The organism is Allochromatium humboldtianum, from assembly GCF_013385175.1.
GTDB lineage: Bacteria > Pseudomonadota > Gammaproteobacteria > Chromatiales > Chromatiaceae > Thermochromatium > Thermochromatium humboldtianum.
Genome location: NZ_JABZEO010000005.1, coordinates 1 through 15,294 on the forward strand (window position 1 = coordinate 1; position 15,294 = coordinate 15,294).

At 62.7% G+C, this 15,294-nt stretch carries 14 protein-coding genes; 6 read left to right on the forward strand and 8 right to left on the reverse strand.

Annotation, left to right across the window (positions count from 1 at the left end):
* Window positions 1-306: 306 nt before the first annotated feature.
* Together HW932_RS08550 and HW932_RS08555 are read right to left on the reverse strand one after the other, a co-directional pair.
* A complete protein-coding gene (locus HW932_RS08550; protein ID WP_222932289.1) occupies window positions 307-1,155 on the reverse strand; it encodes a DpnII family type II restriction endonuclease in 849 nt (282 codons plus the stop codon).
* Window positions 1,152-2,246 carry a DNA adenine methylase gene (locus HW932_RS08555; RefSeq protein ID WP_222932290.1) on the reverse strand — a complete coding sequence of 365 codons (1,095 nt, stop codon included), beginning with the start codon at window positions 2,244-2,246 and terminating at the stop codon, window positions 1,152-1,154. The genes HW932_RS08550 and HW932_RS08555 overlap by 4 nt, the downstream gene beginning before the upstream one ends.
* A gap of 275 nt (window positions 2,247-2,521) precedes the next feature.
* Here HW932_RS08555 and HW932_RS08560 point away from each other — a divergent pair, with 275 nt between their 5' ends.
* Both HW932_RS08560 and ssb read left to right on the forward strand, forming a co-directional pair.
* Complete coding sequence (locus HW932_RS08560) at window positions 2,522-3,877, forward strand: MFS transporter (protein WP_176976356.1); 1,356 nt, start codon at window positions 2,522-2,524, stop codon at window positions 3,875-3,877.
* A gap of 79 nt (window positions 3,878-3,956) precedes the next feature.
* A complete protein-coding gene (ssb, locus tag HW932_RS08565; RefSeq protein WP_176976084.1) occupies window positions 3,957-4,472 on the forward strand; it encodes a single-stranded DNA-binding protein in 516 nt (171 codons plus the stop codon).
* Between the two features lie 118 nt (window positions 4,473-4,590).
* Here the strand turns inward: ssb and HW932_RS08570 are convergent, their stop codons facing one another.
* Entirely contained in the window at window positions 4,591-6,639 is a 2,049-nt protein-coding gene (locus HW932_RS08570) for an elongation factor G (RefSeq protein ID WP_176976085.1), read from the reverse strand.
* A 28-nt stretch (window positions 6,640-6,667) separates the two neighbouring features.
* Here HW932_RS08570 and HW932_RS08575 point away from each other — a divergent pair, with 28 nt between their 5' ends.
* Complete coding sequence (locus HW932_RS08575) at window positions 6,668-7,633, forward strand: L,D-transpeptidase family protein (protein ID WP_176976086.1); 966 nt, start codon at window positions 6,668-6,670, stop codon at window positions 7,631-7,633.
* On the opposite strand, the gene HW932_RS08580 is transcribed toward HW932_RS08575, so the two are convergent.
* Complete coding sequence (locus tag HW932_RS08580; RefSeq protein WP_012972135.1) at window positions 7,612-7,800, reverse strand: alanine-zipper protein; 189 nt, start codon at window positions 7,798-7,800, stop codon at window positions 7,612-7,614. The two genes, HW932_RS08575 and HW932_RS08580, sit on opposite strands and share 22 nt — an antisense overlap.
* 502 nt (window positions 7,801-8,302) lie before the next feature.
* Between HW932_RS08580 and HW932_RS08585 the strand changes: the two genes are divergently transcribed.
* The 3 genes from HW932_RS08585 (at window position 8,303) to HW932_RS08595 (ending at window position 10,593) form a co-directional block, all read left to right on the forward strand.
* On the forward strand, window positions 8,303-8,884 hold the full coding sequence (locus tag HW932_RS08585) for a chorismate--pyruvate lyase family protein (protein ID WP_176976087.1): 582 nt from the start codon (window positions 8,303-8,305) through the stop codon (window positions 8,882-8,884).
* Window positions 8,885-8,971: 87 nt separating this feature from the next.
* Entirely contained in the window at window positions 8,972-9,823 is an 852-nt protein-coding gene (locus tag HW932_RS08590; RefSeq protein WP_176976088.1) for an ABC transporter permease, read from the forward strand.
* 11 nt (window positions 9,824-9,834) lie between these two features.
* Entirely contained in the window at window positions 9,835-10,593 is a 759-nt protein-coding gene (locus HW932_RS08595) for an ABC transporter ATP-binding protein (RefSeq protein ID WP_222932291.1), read from the forward strand.
* 10 nt (window positions 10,594-10,603) lie between these two features.
* On the opposite strand, the gene HW932_RS08600 is transcribed toward HW932_RS08595, so the two are convergent.
* The 4 genes from HW932_RS08600 to ubiE all read right to left on the reverse strand — a co-directional run bounded on the left by HW932_RS08600 (window position 10,604) and on the right by ubiE (window position 15,253).
* The gene (locus HW932_RS08600; protein ID WP_176976089.1) at window positions 10,604-12,046 is read right to left on the reverse strand and encodes a putative nucleotidyltransferase substrate binding domain-containing protein; all 1,443 of its coding nucleotides are present in this window, start codon (window positions 12,044-12,046) and stop codon (window positions 10,604-10,606) included.
* A 176-nt stretch (window positions 12,047-12,222) separates the two neighbouring features.
* The gene (ubiB, locus tag HW932_RS08605; RefSeq protein ID WP_176976090.1) at window positions 12,223-13,866 is read right to left on the reverse strand and encodes a ubiquinone biosynthesis regulatory protein kinase UbiB; all 1,644 of its coding nucleotides are present in this window, start codon (window positions 13,864-13,866) and stop codon (window positions 12,223-12,225) included.
* Complete coding sequence (locus HW932_RS08610; RefSeq protein WP_176976091.1) at window positions 13,863-14,507, reverse strand: ubiquinone biosynthesis accessory factor UbiJ; 645 nt, start codon at window positions 14,505-14,507, stop codon at window positions 13,863-13,865. The genes ubiB and HW932_RS08610 overlap by 4 nt, the downstream gene beginning before the upstream one ends.
* A complete protein-coding gene (ubiE, locus tag HW932_RS08615) occupies window positions 14,504-15,253 on the reverse strand; it encodes a bifunctional demethylmenaquinone methyltransferase/2-methoxy-6-polyprenyl-1,4-benzoquinol methylase UbiE (RefSeq protein WP_176976092.1) in 750 nt (249 codons plus the stop codon). Before ubiE ends, HW932_RS08610 begins: the two co-directional genes overlap by 4 nt.
* Window positions 15,254-15,294 lie beyond the last annotated feature (41 nt).

The window sequence follows — 15,294 nt, forward strand, 5'->3', positions numbered from 1 at the left end:
GGCAGAACCATGTTTCGCTCGTCATCAAACCGACTCGGGAGCTTCGCTCAGGTGCCTGGGGGAATCCCGTAATATGCGCCTCCCAGGGAACAACGGGGCATGGTTGGTTCAGCCCAGCACACCATGTCCGGGCGACTGAAGCCGGTGAGTGAAGCACGGCGTTGTGAAGATTGCGTGAACACAGCAGATTCCCTTCAGGGCGCGGCCTACACCCAGGGCGGACGTGGCCGGCTGCGAAGGCTTGGCGCTGAGCGGCCAATCAAAAAGCAGATCACATGCAGGATATTTGAATGCAGAGTGTTGACTCTAAATGCCGTATTCGGATTTCAGCGTTTCCAGATCGGCACGGAATTGATCTTTCATCTGTTTCGTATAGATCCGCGTGATTCGTCCGTCATTTTGCCGCTGGACGATTTTTCTCAAATCGTTCGCTCTCTCTTTCCAGGTCACTCCATCAGTAATGAAGAGCAAACTGGCATCATGTCGCTTGACGCGGATGATCGCATCGAGATCGCCGATGATGTCGCTCATCTTGGAGCCGGTTGCTCCATATCCCTTGGCCTCGACCAGAATATATGGATCCTGCTTGCAAGGGATCGCGAAATCGCATTTGGCCAGACCATTCACGCCCTGAAACGTACAGCGCGGCTCATACAGGGAGCCGAACACCTCTTTGATGGTTTCTTCGGCAAAATCTTCAAGGTTCCTGCCGCGCTGCTGGCCTTGAATCGCGCTACCGCGCCCCGAGCGCAGACGTTCTAGCAACAGGTCGCTCCAAACCGGCTTAACATTGACCGTCGCCGTCATCGCCTCCAGCAAACCAAGCTCTTCAAGGACATCCAGATAAGTTGCGGTATCTTGTTGATAACGCTTGATGCCGGTTCCGCCCGAACCCAGTCGATCTTTTAACTCGAAAGCGAGCTTGTCTTTCGAGAACCCCAAAAACAGACCGACACAAAACAAGGAAACCTGAAATTCATCGCCTGAATCGGCGCGGATCAAATCTTCAATATCCTCGCGCGTATATTCGGTTTTCGCCTGAATGCCGCGAATCCGCGCCATGATTGCCTCGGCGGTATCGTCCATCCAGCTCGCATCGAGCGGAGACAGCCGTTCAATGATCCCATCGAAATCTTGCTTGACGATCCGCATCATTGCCCCACGATCAAATATTCTTCGACGACCGACCGCTTTGCACGACTGTGCGTCCCGAAATGATAGCGGTGCTCTTTTTTGAAAACACGAATGTTTTTTTTGGTCTCGCTCATAATCTCAACCAACTGATCGAGGTCGGGATATCCGTTGGAGCTATACGAAAGAACGATTTTTTGCCCGGCGAATCGCTGAAATAGCGTTGCAAAAGCATCGCGTGCTTGCGATCGGTAGCTAAAGGGCGTAAAACGCTTTGCGATCTTTCTGACTTTCGTCGAGTAATCGATATCAAGGCCGCGCCAATAACAAGACAACCCTTCGAGAAAATGGTAACGCTTGACATAACAGTTATCATCGGAGCGCGGAACATAAGGCGGATCGAGATAAACCAGATCCACACCGCCATGATCGACTTTGAAGACATCTTCACAACATGAGCGATTCGCACGACCATTTGAGAAAACGGCTTGATTCAAAATATCGATCTGCTCAAAAAAATGCTCCTCGATCGACAATTGCAGATCTCGCCGTCCGTCATCGTATTTTGAAAGATCGCCCGAAATCGTAAAGACGCCTCGCGGCTGGCGCTTGACGCACGCGCGAATCAGGGCGGTCATTGCCAGTGATCGCCTGCAGGCGTTGTCGAGTCGATTTAAATTGCATGACACGCGATCGAGAAAACGCAAATCTTCCGGCGTATAAAATATTCCAGAAAAATTATCCTCAATAAAAGAAGATGTGTGCGCGGCTTTAGCCAGCAATATTTTCATAGCCGATCCATCGACATGGACAGCGTTGTTCTCGATCAGTGCTTTACCGATCGTGGCTGAAAGATTTAGAAAGTCACTGGAAATGACGCGGCGATCCATCGCTTTCATTAGGTAGGAAACGGCGTTGCTGCCGCTGAAGGGGTCGAGTGCCGTCTCGAAGTCGAGCGTATCGAGAACTTCATGGATCCAAGGCAGAAGTCTGCGCTTCGATCCCATGTAACGCATCTCGGGGAACAGTGCGATTTGCGCCAAGGCATCAGGCCACAGACGGTCCATAGCGGCTGTAAACTGTGGTCGAACGCGACTAAGAGCCTTGATTTCCATGAAAAAATATAACTATCGTGCTGACTGGATGGCGGTTTCGGCAACTGAGGGGGGGCAGCTTCCCAGAACCCGATGCATGAAGCAAGTCGTCTACCCAGGCACGCGGTCGACGCCGGGCCTGATTCTGTGGCGACTCTGAACCGACCGAGCCGAAACCCTGCCGCTCACGCCGACGGCGGTTTATGATTCGGCTCTTCGTTCTCGCACAGACAACAGACATAGGCCGGCCCGTGAACCGATCGAACCACTCCCACCCCGAGATCCCGAACGTGCCCATGCTGGCCTCGGAACGCCGAGCCGCCGCCGGACTGGCCGCCATCTTCTCGACCCGGATGCTCGGGCTGTTCATGGTGTTGCCGGTGCTGGCGCTCTATGCTCACGACCTGCCGGGGGCCACGCCGCTGCTGGTCGGACTGGCGATCGGCGCCTATGGATTGACCCAGGCGCTGTTCCAGATCCCGCTCGGGCTGTTGTCGGATCGCATCGGGCGCAAGCCGGTGATCTATGGCGGGCTGGCGCTGTTTCTGATCGGCAGTCTGGTCGCGGCCCTGGCCGACAGCATCCAGTGGGTCATCATCGGACGCGCACTCCAGGGCAGCGGCGCGATCGCCGCCGCCATCATCGCCCTGACCGCCGATCTCACCCGCGATGAAGTACGCACCAAGGGCATGGCGGCGATCGGCATCAGTGTCGCGCTCTCCTTTGCAGCCGCACTGGTGGTCGGGCCGCCGCTCACGGGGCTGATCGGGATCTCGGGCCTGTTCTGGCTCACGGCCCTGCTCGCGCTCGCCGGGATGCTGCTGTTGGCCCAGGTGGTGCCCGATCCCGAGCGCTCGACGGTCCATCGCGATGCCCAGCCGGTGCTCGATCAGCTCGCCGGCGTGGTGCGCGATCCGGTCCTGATCCGGCTGGATCTGGCGATCTTCATGCTGCATCTGACCATGGTCAGTCTGTTCGTGGTGCTGCCGCTGTCGCTGCGCGAGGCCGGACTGCCCGTGACCGAGCACTGGATGCTCTATCTGCCGGCGGTGCTGACGGCGATCCTGGCCATGGTGCCCTTCATCGTGCTCGCCGAGCGGCGCGGTCGGGTGCGCTCGGTGCTCATCGGCTCGGTGGCGGTGCTCGCGCTCTCGATGCTGGGCTTCTATCTGTTCAACCAGACGCTGTGGCTGGTCGGGGTGCTGCTGGCCGTGGTCTTCACCATCTTCAACCTGCTGGAGGCGGTGTTGCCCTCGCTGGTCTCCAAGGCCGCGCCTGCCGGGACCAAGGGCACGGCCATGGGCGTCTTCTCCAGCTCGCAGTTCGTCGGCGCCTTTCTCGGCGGACTGCTCGGCGGGCTGGCGCATGAGCAATTCGGAGGCGAGGCGGTCTATCTGGTCGGGATGCTGACGGCCCTGCTCTGGCTGCGGCTGGTCTGGACCCTGCCGATCCCGGAGAACCTGAGCCGTCATGTGATCGCACTCGGCGCCTCGGGCGCCACGCTCGATGTCGCCGGCCTGGAACGGCGGCTGCTGGAGGTTCCCGGCGTGAAGGAGGCCGTGATCGCCCTCGACGAGGGCGTGGCCTATCTCAAGGTGGACAGTCGTCAGACCGATTGGGCAAGATTGCAGACGTTTTCAGCCGGCGCCTGAAGCGAAACGCTTCGGCCGGCTGTTCGAATTTTGACGAGACAACCATCGCTCGCGTGTAAAGATCGAGCAGGAGGAAGGTATGGCAGGTGTCAATAAGGTGATCCTGATCGGCAATCTAGGCGCCGATCCGGATGTGCGCTACATGCCGAGCGGCGACGCGGTGGCCAATGTGCGGATCGCGACCAGCGAGAGCTGGAAGGATCGCAACACCGGCGAGAAGCAGGAGCGCACGGAGTGGCACAACGTCGTGTTCTTCGGCAAACTCGCCGAGATCGTCAAGCAGTATCTGCACAAGGGGTCCAAGATCTACGTCGAGGGCAAGCTGCGCACCCGCAAGTGGCAGACCCAGGACGGCCAGGATCGTTATACCACGGAGGTCGTCGTCGATATGGGCGGCACGATGCAGATGCTCGACAGCCGGTCGGGCGGCGCTTCCTCGGTGCCTTTCGACGATGCGTCACCGTCTGCGCGCGGCAGCAGTGGCAGCGGTTCGGGCGGTGGCCGCCCAACAGCGCCAGACACGGTCCGTCCGAGCAATCAGGACAGCGGCGGCTTCGGCGGTGGGGCCGATTTCGACGACGACATTCCGTTCTGAAGCCTCGTCCAAGCTCGGCAGTCGCGCGACGTCATTGTCATTGCAACTTCAGCCTGTCTGCCCAAGACGGTAGCGCAAGCCGCCTCTATCAAACGCCGATGAGTCCTGATGAAAGCGCTCAAAGATCGAAGCGCTCGAACTCCAGGCTGAACTGGCCGCGTCCCTGAGTCAGACCGCGCAGGGTGGTCGCATAACCGAGCAACGGCTCCAGCGCGGCCTCGGCGCGGATGGTGGCCAGATCGTCCAGGATCTCGGTGGCCTGGATCAGGGCGCGCCGCGCCTGGAGATCGCCGAGCACGGCGCCCAGATTCGGCTCCGGGACGACCACCTCCAGACGCATGACGGGGGTCATGAGCGCCGGACGCGCGTTCTCCAGCGCCTTGCGCAGCGCCTTGCCGACGGCCGCCGCCGTGGCCGTCGGCGTCGAGCCGGCACCGAATAGTTCGACCTCCTCGACACAGACCGCCAGATCCAGCACCTGAGCGCCCTGGAGCGGTCCACCGGCCAGAGCGGCATCGATCGACTCACGGATCGCCTGGACGTGCGTCTCGTCGAGCTGAGCGCCCTCGGGGCGCAGACGTGGCTCCAGTTCGATCAGGTTGCCGCGCCCGCGCTCGCGTGGCCGGACGCTGACGATGGCGCGCGCCATCAGGTCGGGCTGGCGCGGATCGGGCGTGGGCGGCGGGGCGAACAGCGCCTCGGCGCCGGCGGGCTGAGTGATGGTCTCGCGCGTGGCCACGGCCGGCCGTCCGGCGCGCACGCCGACGCCGAACTCGCGCTCCAGACGCTCGATGACGATCTGCAGGTGCAGCTCGCCCATGCCTCTGAGCAGACGCTGGCCGGTCTCGGGGTCTTCCTCGACGCGCAGTGTGGGGTCTTCCTGCTGGACCTTGCCCAGCACTTCGATGAGCTTGTCCTCTTCGGTGCCGGCCGCCGGTTCGATGGCCAGACCGAGCACCGGGTCGTGGGCCTGGATGCGCTCCAGGCTCAGTACCTGACCCGGCGCACAGAGGGTATCGCCCGTAGTGACGAAGCGCAGTCCGGCCAGGAGCACGATGTCCCCGGCCTCGGCCAGATCGCGCTTGGTCTTCTTGCCGGCGTCGACCTCGAACAGCCGCGCGACCTGTTCGCGCTGCACACGCCCGTCGGCGGTCAGGAACTCGATCGCGTCGCCCGGCGCGAGTCGGCCGCGATAGAGTCGGGCGAAGACGTGGCGGCGCCCGTCCCAGAGCTGGACCTTGAAGGCGAGCGCCGCGAGCGGGCCGTCCGGGGACATGATGACTTCCTCGCGCGTCCCGTCTGGCCGCTCGGCGAGCGCGACGGGTCGGTCGAGCGGGGCCGGCAGGAAATCGATCACGCCATCGAGCAACGGCTGTACGCCCAGATTGCGCAGCGCGCTGCCGCCGTAGCAGGGAAAGAGCATCCCGGCCAGGGTTCCGGCGCGGATGGCGGCGCGCAGTTGCTCGGGCGACGGCTCCCCGCCGGAGAGCACCAGGTCGGCCAGCGACTCGTCGACCTCGGCGGCGGCCAGCGCCAGCGCCTCGCGCCGCTCGCGATGACGCTCCCAGAGCTCGGGCGGACAGGGGGCGACGACCAACTGCTCGCCCTGTTCGCCGATGAAACGAATCAGCGTTCGGTCGATCAAATGCAGGACGCCCCCGGCCTCGGGCGCCGGAACCGTGATCGGCGCCGGCTCGGCGTGCAAGCGCTGCTTGACGGACGCCAGACAACGGTCAAAATCCGCGCCCGGACGATCCAGCTTGTTGATGAACAGCAGCGCCGGCAGCTTGAAGCGCGCGCGCTGACGCCACACCGTCTCGGTCTGGGGTTCGACGCCCCGGACACCGTCGAGCACGATGACACAACCATCGAGCACTCGTAGCGCCCGCTCGACCTCGATCGAGAAGTCGACGTGCCCAGGGGTGTCGATGAGCTGGATGAGATGTTCGCGCCAGTGGGCCTGGGTGACGGCAGCGGTGATGGTGATACCGTGGCGCTGTTCCTCGGCCAGGTAGTCCATGTGAGCCGCACCATCATGCACCTCGCCGATCTTGTGCGAGGCGCCGGTGTAGAACAGGATGCGCTCGGTGAGCGTCGTCTTGCCCGCGTCCACATGAGCGGCAACCCCGATATTGCGAACGTGCGACGATCGGGATGTTTTTTTCATCGCTTTGCAACAGGAGCTAGAGAGATTTATGACAGGTCTTGAACTTGGCGGACGCCCCCGAGCCTGGCTCGTGCCGGCGCTCTGCGCATCGCTGCTCGGCTGGGGCGCGCACCAGGGCGCCTGGGCCGAGACCTTCCGGCTGGAGAACCCCAACGACTCGGTCGTGGGCACGCCCTTCTATTTCACGGCACGCGCCAAGGATACACTGCTCGACATCGCACGCCAGAACAATCTGGGCTATGACGACATGCGTCAGGCCAACCCCAAGGTCGATACCTGGGTGCCGGGCGAGGGAACCCAGGTGCTGGTGCCGGCCTTCTATGTGCTGCCGAACGTGCCGCGTCAGGGGATCGTGGTCAATCGCGCCGAGAAGCGGCTCTACTACTATCCGCCCGACAGCCCCAACGAGGTGCGCGTCTATGCCGTCACCGTGGGCAAGGATGCCATGGCCACGCCGCTGGGCAACTTCGACGTCATCGAGAAACGTAAGGATCCGACCTGGACGCCCGGACCTCAGGTGCGTGCCAACCATGCCGCCAAGGGGCACATCCTGCCGCCCACGGTGCCGCCGGGGCCGGACAATCCGCTCGGTCGCTATGCCATGCGTCTGAGCAATCCGGACTATCTGATCCACGGCACCAACCAGCCCTGGGGCATGGGCCTGGAGGTCAGCGGCGGCTGCATCCGGATGTATCCGGAGAGCATCGAGGAACTCTATGGAATGGCCGGCCTCAAGACGCCCGTGGCCATCATCGATCAGCCCTACAAGTACGGCTGGCTGGGTGACGAACTCTATCTGGAAGTGCAGACCGGAGAGAAGAGTATCCGCCAATCTTATCGCTCGGTGATTCCCGAGTCGTTGGCGAATGCGGAGGGGGTAACGATCGATTGGGAGGCCGTGAAACGGGCCGTCGAGGAAGACTCCGGTGTCCCACAGGTCGTGGGACACCGGAGCGGATCAGGTCAAGCGAATCACTTGCCCATGATCTTCTGATACATCCGGTCCAGACGCTCGGTGTTGGAGTTGCAGCACGCCTGGGCACTGTTGGCAGTGTCCATGGCCTGCTGAGCCATGTCACGAGCGGTCTGGTCGGTGGTGCAGCCGCCGAGCAGCAGCAGAGCGGCGACAGAGATGGAAGCAGCCTTGACGATCTTGGTCATGATGGATCTCCGAAGTTTTGGGCCTTGCGGCCTACAGATTAACACATGGTGCGTAAGTCTACCGAGCCACGCCCAACCACCCGACGCATGACGTTGGGTTGGTGTGATGAGCCGGGTAGGATTTGACGTGCTCGTTCTGGTCCCGCGCTCCCTGGTGCGGACTGCAATCCCAACCAGGAGTCGGTATCCGGCATAAAGCTTGGGGCAAATTCAGTGAGACATCAAGCCCACAATCATACCGATTGGCGGATTTTTTACAACGGCCTGCCGATCTCTGCTTCCATTCGTATCGGACACGCCCCTTGACACGCTCTGGATATGCTTGCAGCGCATTGTAAAAAAAGACTTTTCTCGCGGAGTCTGCCGCCGCGAGCAACCGCCGCGTCGATCGATATCCACGAGACTCCTCCGCATCCGCTCACCCTGGCGGGCATCTACCGTCTCAGTGCCCAGTCGATTTGATGCCTTAAACCAACGCTGTTGTATTTTTGGAATCTATTTGATGCATCGTTACTACGGGCGTAGCCCCTCCGTGCCAAGCGAACCACCCTTTCGCTGTGATGGTTTCGCACGCGCCGGCGAGGTCGTCGACTCGACGGGCGAGCGGATCGCCCTGAGCCAGTTGCCCCCTTTTCTGCGCACGCTCCTGGTGACGGACGGCACAGTCACCAAGATCCTGGAGGCCTATTTCTGGGAGCCGGTCGTGGTCGATACTCTGGAGCAGCGTTTCGAGGACGCGCTGGAACCCGTGCCCTGGCTCGGAGTCGAGCGAGGCGACCCCTGCCTGATTCGCGACGCCCAGCTGCGCGGCACCGACAGCGGACGCCGTTTCGCCGAGGCGTTCTCACTGATCCGCACCCAGCTCATCCCGCCGGATTTCCGCCGGCGGCTCATCGATCGCGAGATCGGTATCGGGGTGCTGATCCGCGACAGCGGACTGGAGAGCTATCGCGAGGTGCTGGACGTGGGGTTGGATCGGACGGCCGCCGGCGAGATGGCCGTGTTTCGCACCTATCGCATCACCATCGACCACCGTCCGGTGATCCTGATCACCGAATATTTCCCGCTGGATCTGTATCGCTGACCGTGCCGCAGGCAGTCTTCGTTGCGAAACCCGCGTGCTATAGTACGCGCTGCGAACGAGACCATTCGATTTAGAGTTCGAGTATCGATGTCGACCGACACCCAACATGGCGAGTCGTCCCTGCTGATCCAGCTCCAGCATGGACTCAAGCGCGAGCAGTTCGAGCGTGCCCTGCACGATATCCGGACCGGCTGGAAGCGGCGCGAGCTCTGGATGACGCTCGGTCTCCAGGACGTGCGCCAACGCTACCGACGCTCCAAACTGGGGCCGTTCTGGATCACGCTGTCGATGGCGATCATGGTATTGGCGCTCGGGTTGCTCTACGGTCAGATCTTCGGTCAGGATCTGCACGACTATCTGCCCTTCCTGGCCGCCGGCTTCGTCATCTGGGGGCTGATCGCCAGCCTCGTCAATGACGGCTGTCAGTCCTTCATCCTCGCCGAGGGCATGATCCGCCAGCTCAACGCGCCGCTGTCGATCTATGCCTATCGCGGCCTCTGGTCGACCCTGATCGCCTTCGCTCACAACATCTGGGTCTTTCTGGGCGTTGCGCTCTGGTTCGGGGTGGACCTCAACTGGAATCTGCTGTGGGTGCCGGTCGCGCTCCTGATGCTGTTTTTGAATGGCTTGTGGATGGCGCTCTTCCTCGGCCTGCTGAGCGCGCGCTTTCGCGACGTGCCACTTATCATCGGCAGCGTGGTGCAGGTGCTGTTCTTCATCACGCCGGTCATCTGGAAACCCGACATGCTGCCGGGACGCGCGCTCTGGCTCGATCTCAACCCCTTCTACCACTTGGTCGAGATCATGCGCGCCCCGTTGCTCGGTCAACCACCGGTGCTCGGCAACTGGCTGACGGTCATCGCCATCACGATCATCGGCTGGGCGGTGGCGCTCTTCTTCTATTCGGCCTACCGCTGGCGCGTCGCTTACTGGGTTTGAGGGAGAGTATCTTGGCCTCGATCACGCTGGAGAACGTCTCGGTCTCCTTTCCCGTCTACAGCGCCTCGACGCGCTCGCTCAAGAACCGCCTGATCCAGAGCGCAACCGGCGGCCAGATCCGCGCTGATACGGTCTCGCAGCGAATCTCGGTGGTGCAGGCGCTGCAGGACATCAACATCACGCTCGAAGACGGCGACCGGCTCGGACTCATCGGTCACAACGGCGCCGGAAAGACCACGCTGCTGCGGGTGCTCGGCGGGATCTATGAACCGAACAGCGGACGGGTGGAGGTCCAGGGTTCGACCGTACCCCTGTTCGACATCGCGCTCGGGATGAACCAGGAGAGCACCGGCTACGAGAACATCGTCCTGCGCGGACTCTTCCTCGGGCTATCGCGCAAGAAGATCCACGCCATGATGGACGAGATCGCCGAGTTCACCGAATTGGGCGACTTCCTCGATCTGCCGATCCGCACCTACTCGGCCGGCATGCAGATGCGGCTGGCCTTTGCCGTCTCGACGTCGGTGGTGCCCGACATCCTGCTGCTCGACGAGGGCATCGGAGCCGGTGATGCGTCTTTTCTGCACAAAGCGCGTGAGCGTCTGGAGCGCTTCACCGAGCGCGTCTCCATCATCGTGCTGTCTTCGCATTCGGAGGATCTGGTGCGCAGCATGTGCTCCAAGTCGCTGCTGATGGAACATGGCCGTGTGGTCTTCGCCGGCCCGACCGACGAGGCGCTGGAGCGTTATCGGGCCATGCGTGGATGGTAAACCTTCAGAATCAACGACTGACCTGATGCAGGTGGAAGCGGTGACGCAGGAAGCCCTGGAAGTGCTTGACCTCTTCCAGCGCCAGCTTCAGACGCCCGACCTCGATGCGGTTGAGATGGTCGAGCGGCAGATAGTTGGTCAGCGGCTCGCCGCGTTCGAGCGTCAGCAACTGGGCGCGGAGGCGTAGCGCGATCAGGAAGTCGAAGGCTGCCAGCAAGCTGTCGGCCTGATGCGCCTCCAGGATGCCGGCCTGCTGGAGTCCGCGCACCCGATCATGGGTGCGGCCCTCGCCGATGCCGGCCTGGAGCGCCATCGCCTTCAAGCCCTCGGTGATGGCGAAAACCCCCGCCTTCTTGACCTCGATACAGCCGCGATGCGGGCCGCGCCGCTCGGTCTTGACGCGCCCGAACCAGTCGAGCGGCGGCCGGAAGGCCACGGCATTGGCGACACTGTGGACCAGGAACAGATTGTTGCCGCGCAGCTTGGCGATGATGTCGGCCTTGAGTTGCTGCTCGAACGACTCGTCGCCATAGAGGGTGCGCAGGTCGAAGAACATGCTGCCCGAAAGGATGTTGCTGGGCGTCGGGGTGCGCAGCCATTTGTCGAGCATCTGTTTCCAGCCGCTCACACTGCGTCGCCACTCAGCGTTCTTGGCCATGATGCCGCCTGAGCAGGCCGGTACGCCGATGTCGATCAGATTGTCGATCAGGTCGACGCTGAAGGCGCGCAGTTGCTCCAGCTCGTCTTCGGACAGATCGTCGGCATGGACGATGGCGTTGTCCTGGTCGGTGGCCAGGGTCTGTTCGCGCCGCCCCTCGCTGCCGAGCACCAGAAAAGCAAAGCGGTCGGTGAGATCCGGATAGCGCGCCGCGCGCACCAGTTCGATGAGCCGGATCAGCAGCCGGTCGTTGAGCAGGGCCACGGTCTGGACCAGATCGCGGGTCGCCACGCCGGTGCCGCGCAGATGGAGCACCAGATGTTCCATGCGCTCGCGCAGCGTCTTGAGTTCCTCTGGGGTCTCGGCCTCCTCGATCTCCTTCATGAGCTGCTGGGGCGAGCGGCTGTGCAGACGCAGCGCATCTGTGTCGGTGACGATGCCGCGTAGCCGGCCCTCGGCATCGACCACGCACAGCCGATGGATGCGCCGCCGGCTCATCAGGTAGAGCGCCTCGAACAGATAGTCGCTCTCGCGGATGGTGACGAGCGGGCTGTTCATGATGTCGCGCGCGCTGCGCTCGCGCGGGTCGATCCCTGGGGCCACCACCTTGTTGCGCAGATCGCGGTCGGTGACGATGCCGACCGGTTCCTCGCCGTCGCGCACCACGACGCTGGAGATATTGCGCACACGCATCAGCTCGGCGACCTCGATCAGCGACAGATCCGGCGCGCAGGTCACGACATCCGTCTGGCAGATCTTGCTGACCGGGGTGAAGAAGACGTTTTCAGCGGACATGATGGCCTTCGTGTGTTGTGCCTTGGGTCCGAATGGTCAGGCTCGACCGACGCGAACGCAGGACGATGCACCTGCGGGAATTCTAATCCCGTCAATCCCGAAAATCGTGTCGATCCTGTCTATTGTCAGGATCGATGGAGGATATAGCGTCGACAGCCACCAGTCGCCGGCCGGCTTCACGCTGCCCGTGCGGCCGAGACGAACAGCCAAGCCCCGGCCAGATAGGCCGCCGCGATCAAGCCGGCCGCCGCCTGTTCGGGCAGCCAGTGACCTGGGCCGAGCAGCAGCACCAGGGTCGCGCAGATGAGCAAGGTCGCGCCGCCGATGGACTTGAGCATGGCTCCGGAGGCCGTGGCCTGATCCTCGCGCACCTTGGCCTGATCGAACTTGGCACTGCGTACCTGTCGGTCGTAGGCCATGAGCATCCGATAGGCGATCAGCGGCAGTTCGGGCGCCTGATCGGCGACCGAGTAGAGATTGCGCTTGGTGCGGTCGAACAGCCCCTTCAGCCCGACCTGATCCCTCATCCAGCGTTCCATGTAGGGCTTGGCCGTGGTCCAGAGATCCAACTCGGGATAGAGCTGACGCCCCAGTCCCTCGATGTTGAGTAGGGTCTTCTCCAGCAGTACGAGCTGCGGCTGGATCTCCATGTCGAACCGACGCGCGGTCTGGAACAGCCGCACCAGGAAGTGCCCGAACGAGATCTCGGCCAGGGGCTTCTCGAAGATCGGCTCGCTGACGGTGCGGATCGCCGCCTCGAACTCATCGACCCGGGTTCCGGGCGGCACCCAGCCGGACTCGACATGCAGCTCGGCCACGCGCCGGTAGTCGCGCTCGAAGAAGGCGAGCAGGTTCTCGGCCAGATAGCGCTGATCCTCGGTCGTGAGCGTGCCGACGATGCCGAAGTCGATCGAGATATAGCGCCCGGACGGCTCGACGAAGATGTTGCCCGGATGCATGTCGGCGTGGAAGAAGTTGTCGCGGAACACCTGGGTGAAGAAGATCTCCACCCCGCGCTCGCCGAGCTGCTTCATGCTCACGCCCTGCGCCTTGAGCCGCTCGACCTCGCCGACCGGCGTGCCATAGATGCGCTCCATCACCATCACATTGGGCCGGGTCCAGTCCCAGTAGACCTCGGGGATGTAGAGCATCTCGCTGCCGAGCCAGTTGCGGCGCAGCTGCGAAGCATTGGCCGCCTCGCGCTGGAGATCCAGCTCATCGTAGATGGTCTTCTCGTACTCGCGCACCACCTCGATCGGACGCAGTCGCCGCCCGTCCTTCCAGTACTTGTGGGCCAGATGCGCCACGGCATACATCAGGCTGAGATCCTGACGGATGGTGCGCTCGATGCCGGGACGCAGCACCTTGACCACCACCTCGGTGCCGTCCTTGAGCCGGGCGGTATGCACCTGCGCGATGGAGGCCGAGGCCAGCGGGACCGGGTCGAACTGATCGAGCACCTCCTCGATCGGCCGCCCCCAGGCTTTTTCGATCAGGGCACGTGCGGCGGCCCCATCGAAGGGCGGGACGCGATCCTGGAGCTTGGCCAGTTCCACCGCCAGATCGTCCGGCAGCAGATCGCGCCGGGTCGAAAGGATCTGCCCGAACTTGACGAAGATCGGCCCCAGATCCTCCAGCACCAGCCGCACGCGCGCCGGATAGGGCGGCAGGTCGCGCTTGACCCAGTGCCAGGGCAGCAGATACTTGATCCAGCGTAGCGGCCGGAACAGATGGGTGGCGAGAATGACTTCGTCGAGACCGTGACGGAGCAGAACCCAATTGATGCGAAACAGACGCAGTGCCTGACGTGGACCCATCATGACTGGAGGCCGGTCTCCTGAGCCTGTTTGGCGAGGCGCTCGATCCGTGCGGCCAGACGTTCGACGTCGTCGCGCAGGGTGTCGACCTGATTCAGGAACGCCTCGACCTCATAACGGGTCGGCAGAAGACGCCGTTCCTCTTGCAGATATTCACTGAGATTGGCCGTCATCGAGGCCGAGGTGCGCCGGCTCCAGCGCTCGGCGTCACGCACCCGGTTGCCGACCTGACGTGCGAAGGGATCGCCGATGACACGCGCCAGTTGCTCTTCCCAGTCCACGTTCAGCCGCGCCAGCGCCGCGCTGAAGTCCTGGGCGAGCGCGGTGTCGCCCGAGATCTCGACCTCGCCGGAGACGAGCGAGGTCTCCTTGCGCTCGGCCATGCCCAGACGCGCCAGACCCAGCGGCGAGCCCTGGATCAGACAGTCCGGCTCGGCCCCATAGGCGCCGAAGAGTTGCAGACCGCGCGCGCCCGGAATGACGGTGATGCGCGTACCGAAGCCCTTGACCTCGATGGCGATGAGGCGTCCTTCGAGCGGATCGAAGGCTGCCGCGCCCTCGGGATCGAGCGCGAGATAGCGGTTGAGCGCCTGCTCGACGACCGCGAGCAGCGCATCCGGGATCTGGAGGCCGCCCGAACTCATAGCTTGTACCCGCGATGGATGGCGACGATGCCGCCGGTGTGGTTGAAGTATTCGCAACGCTCGAAGCCGGAGGCTTCCATCATCGAGCGCAGCGTCTCCTGATCCGGATGCATGCGGATCGACTCGGCCAGATAGCGGTAGCTCTCGGAATCGTTGGCCACCAGTTTGCCCAGCATCGGCAGCACCGAGAAGGAGTAGGCATCATAGACCTTGCTCAGCGGCTTGGTGGTCGGATGCGAGAACTCCAGGATCAGCGCCCGTCCGCCCGGCTTGAGCACGCGGAACATCTCATCGATGGCGTTCTGCTTGTGGGTGACGTTGCGCAGACCGAAACCGATGGTGACACAGTCGAACAGATCGCTCTCGAAGGGGATCTGCTCGGCGTTGACCAGACTGTACTGGAGATTGCCGACCCGACCGCGATCGAGCATCCGGGTCCGGCCCTCGCCGAGCATGGCGGCGTTGATGTCAGTCATCACCACCAGCCCGTCGGGACCGACCAGACCCGAGAAGCGGTAGGCCAGATCGCCGGTACCCGAGGCCAGATCCAGCACCTGCTGGCCCCGGCGCACGCCCGAGAGTTCAATGGCGTGGCGCTTCCAGAGCCGGTGGATACCGAGCGACATCAGATCGTTCATTACATCGTAGCGCGTGGCGACCGAGTCGAAGACCTCGCGCACGCGCTTGGCCTTCTCCTGGACCGGCACCTGCTTATAGCCGAAATGGGTGGTGTTCTGATCGGACATGCTGTATCCCGGTGACGAATTGGGGTTCATGGGCGCGGACG

What these genes read in the sequence shown, in the direction of transcription:
- HW932_RS08585 (WP_176976087.1), top strand. Translation starts at nt 8,303, where the DNA reads ATGCATCGTTACTACGGGCGTAGCCCCTCCGTGCCAAGCGAACCACCC.
- HW932_RS08570 (WP_176976085.1), bottom strand. Translation starts at nt 6,639, where the DNA reads ATGAAAAAAACATCCCGATCGTCGCACGTTCGCAATATCGGGGTTGCC.
- ssb (WP_176976084.1), top strand. Translation starts at nt 3,957, where the DNA reads ATGGCAGGTGTCAATAAGGTGATCCTGATCGGCAATCTAGGCGCCGAT.
- HW932_RS08575 (WP_176976086.1), top strand. Translation starts at nt 6,668, where the DNA reads ATGACAGGTCTTGAACTTGGCGGACGCCCCCGAGCCTGGCTCGTGCCG.
- HW932_RS08590 (WP_176976088.1), top strand. Translation starts at nt 8,972, where the DNA reads ATGTCGACCGACACCCAACATGGCGAGTCGTCCCTGCTGATCCAGCTC.
- HW932_RS08555 (WP_222932290.1), bottom strand. Translation starts at nt 2,246, where the DNA reads ATGGAAATCAAGGCTCTTAGTCGCGTTCGACCACAGTTTACAGCCGCT.
- ubiE (WP_176976092.1), bottom strand. Translation starts at nt 15,253, where the DNA reads ATGTCCGATCAGAACACCACCCATTTCGGCTATAAGCAGGTGCCGGTC.
- HW932_RS08550 (WP_222932289.1), bottom strand. Translation starts at nt 1,155, where the DNA reads ATGATGCGGATCGTCAAGCAAGATTTCGATGGGATCATTGAACGGCTG.
- HW932_RS08560 (WP_176976356.1), top strand. Translation starts at nt 2,522, where the DNA reads ATGCTGGCCTCGGAACGCCGAGCCGCCGCCGGACTGGCCGCCATCTTC.
- HW932_RS08580 (WP_012972135.1), bottom strand. Translation starts at nt 7,800, where the DNA reads ATGACCAAGATCGTCAAGGCTGCTTCCATCTCTGTCGCCGCTCTGCTG.
- ubiB (WP_176976090.1), bottom strand. Translation starts at nt 13,866, where the DNA reads ATGATGGGTCCACGTCAGGCACTGCGTCTGTTTCGCATCAATTGGGTT.
- HW932_RS08610 (WP_176976091.1), bottom strand. Translation starts at nt 14,507, where the DNA reads ATGAGTTCGGGCGGCCTCCAGATCCCGGATGCGCTGCTCGCGGTCGTC.
- HW932_RS08600 (WP_176976089.1), bottom strand. Translation starts at nt 12,046, where the DNA reads ATGTCCGCTGAAAACGTCTTCTTCACCCCGGTCAGCAAGATCTGCCAG.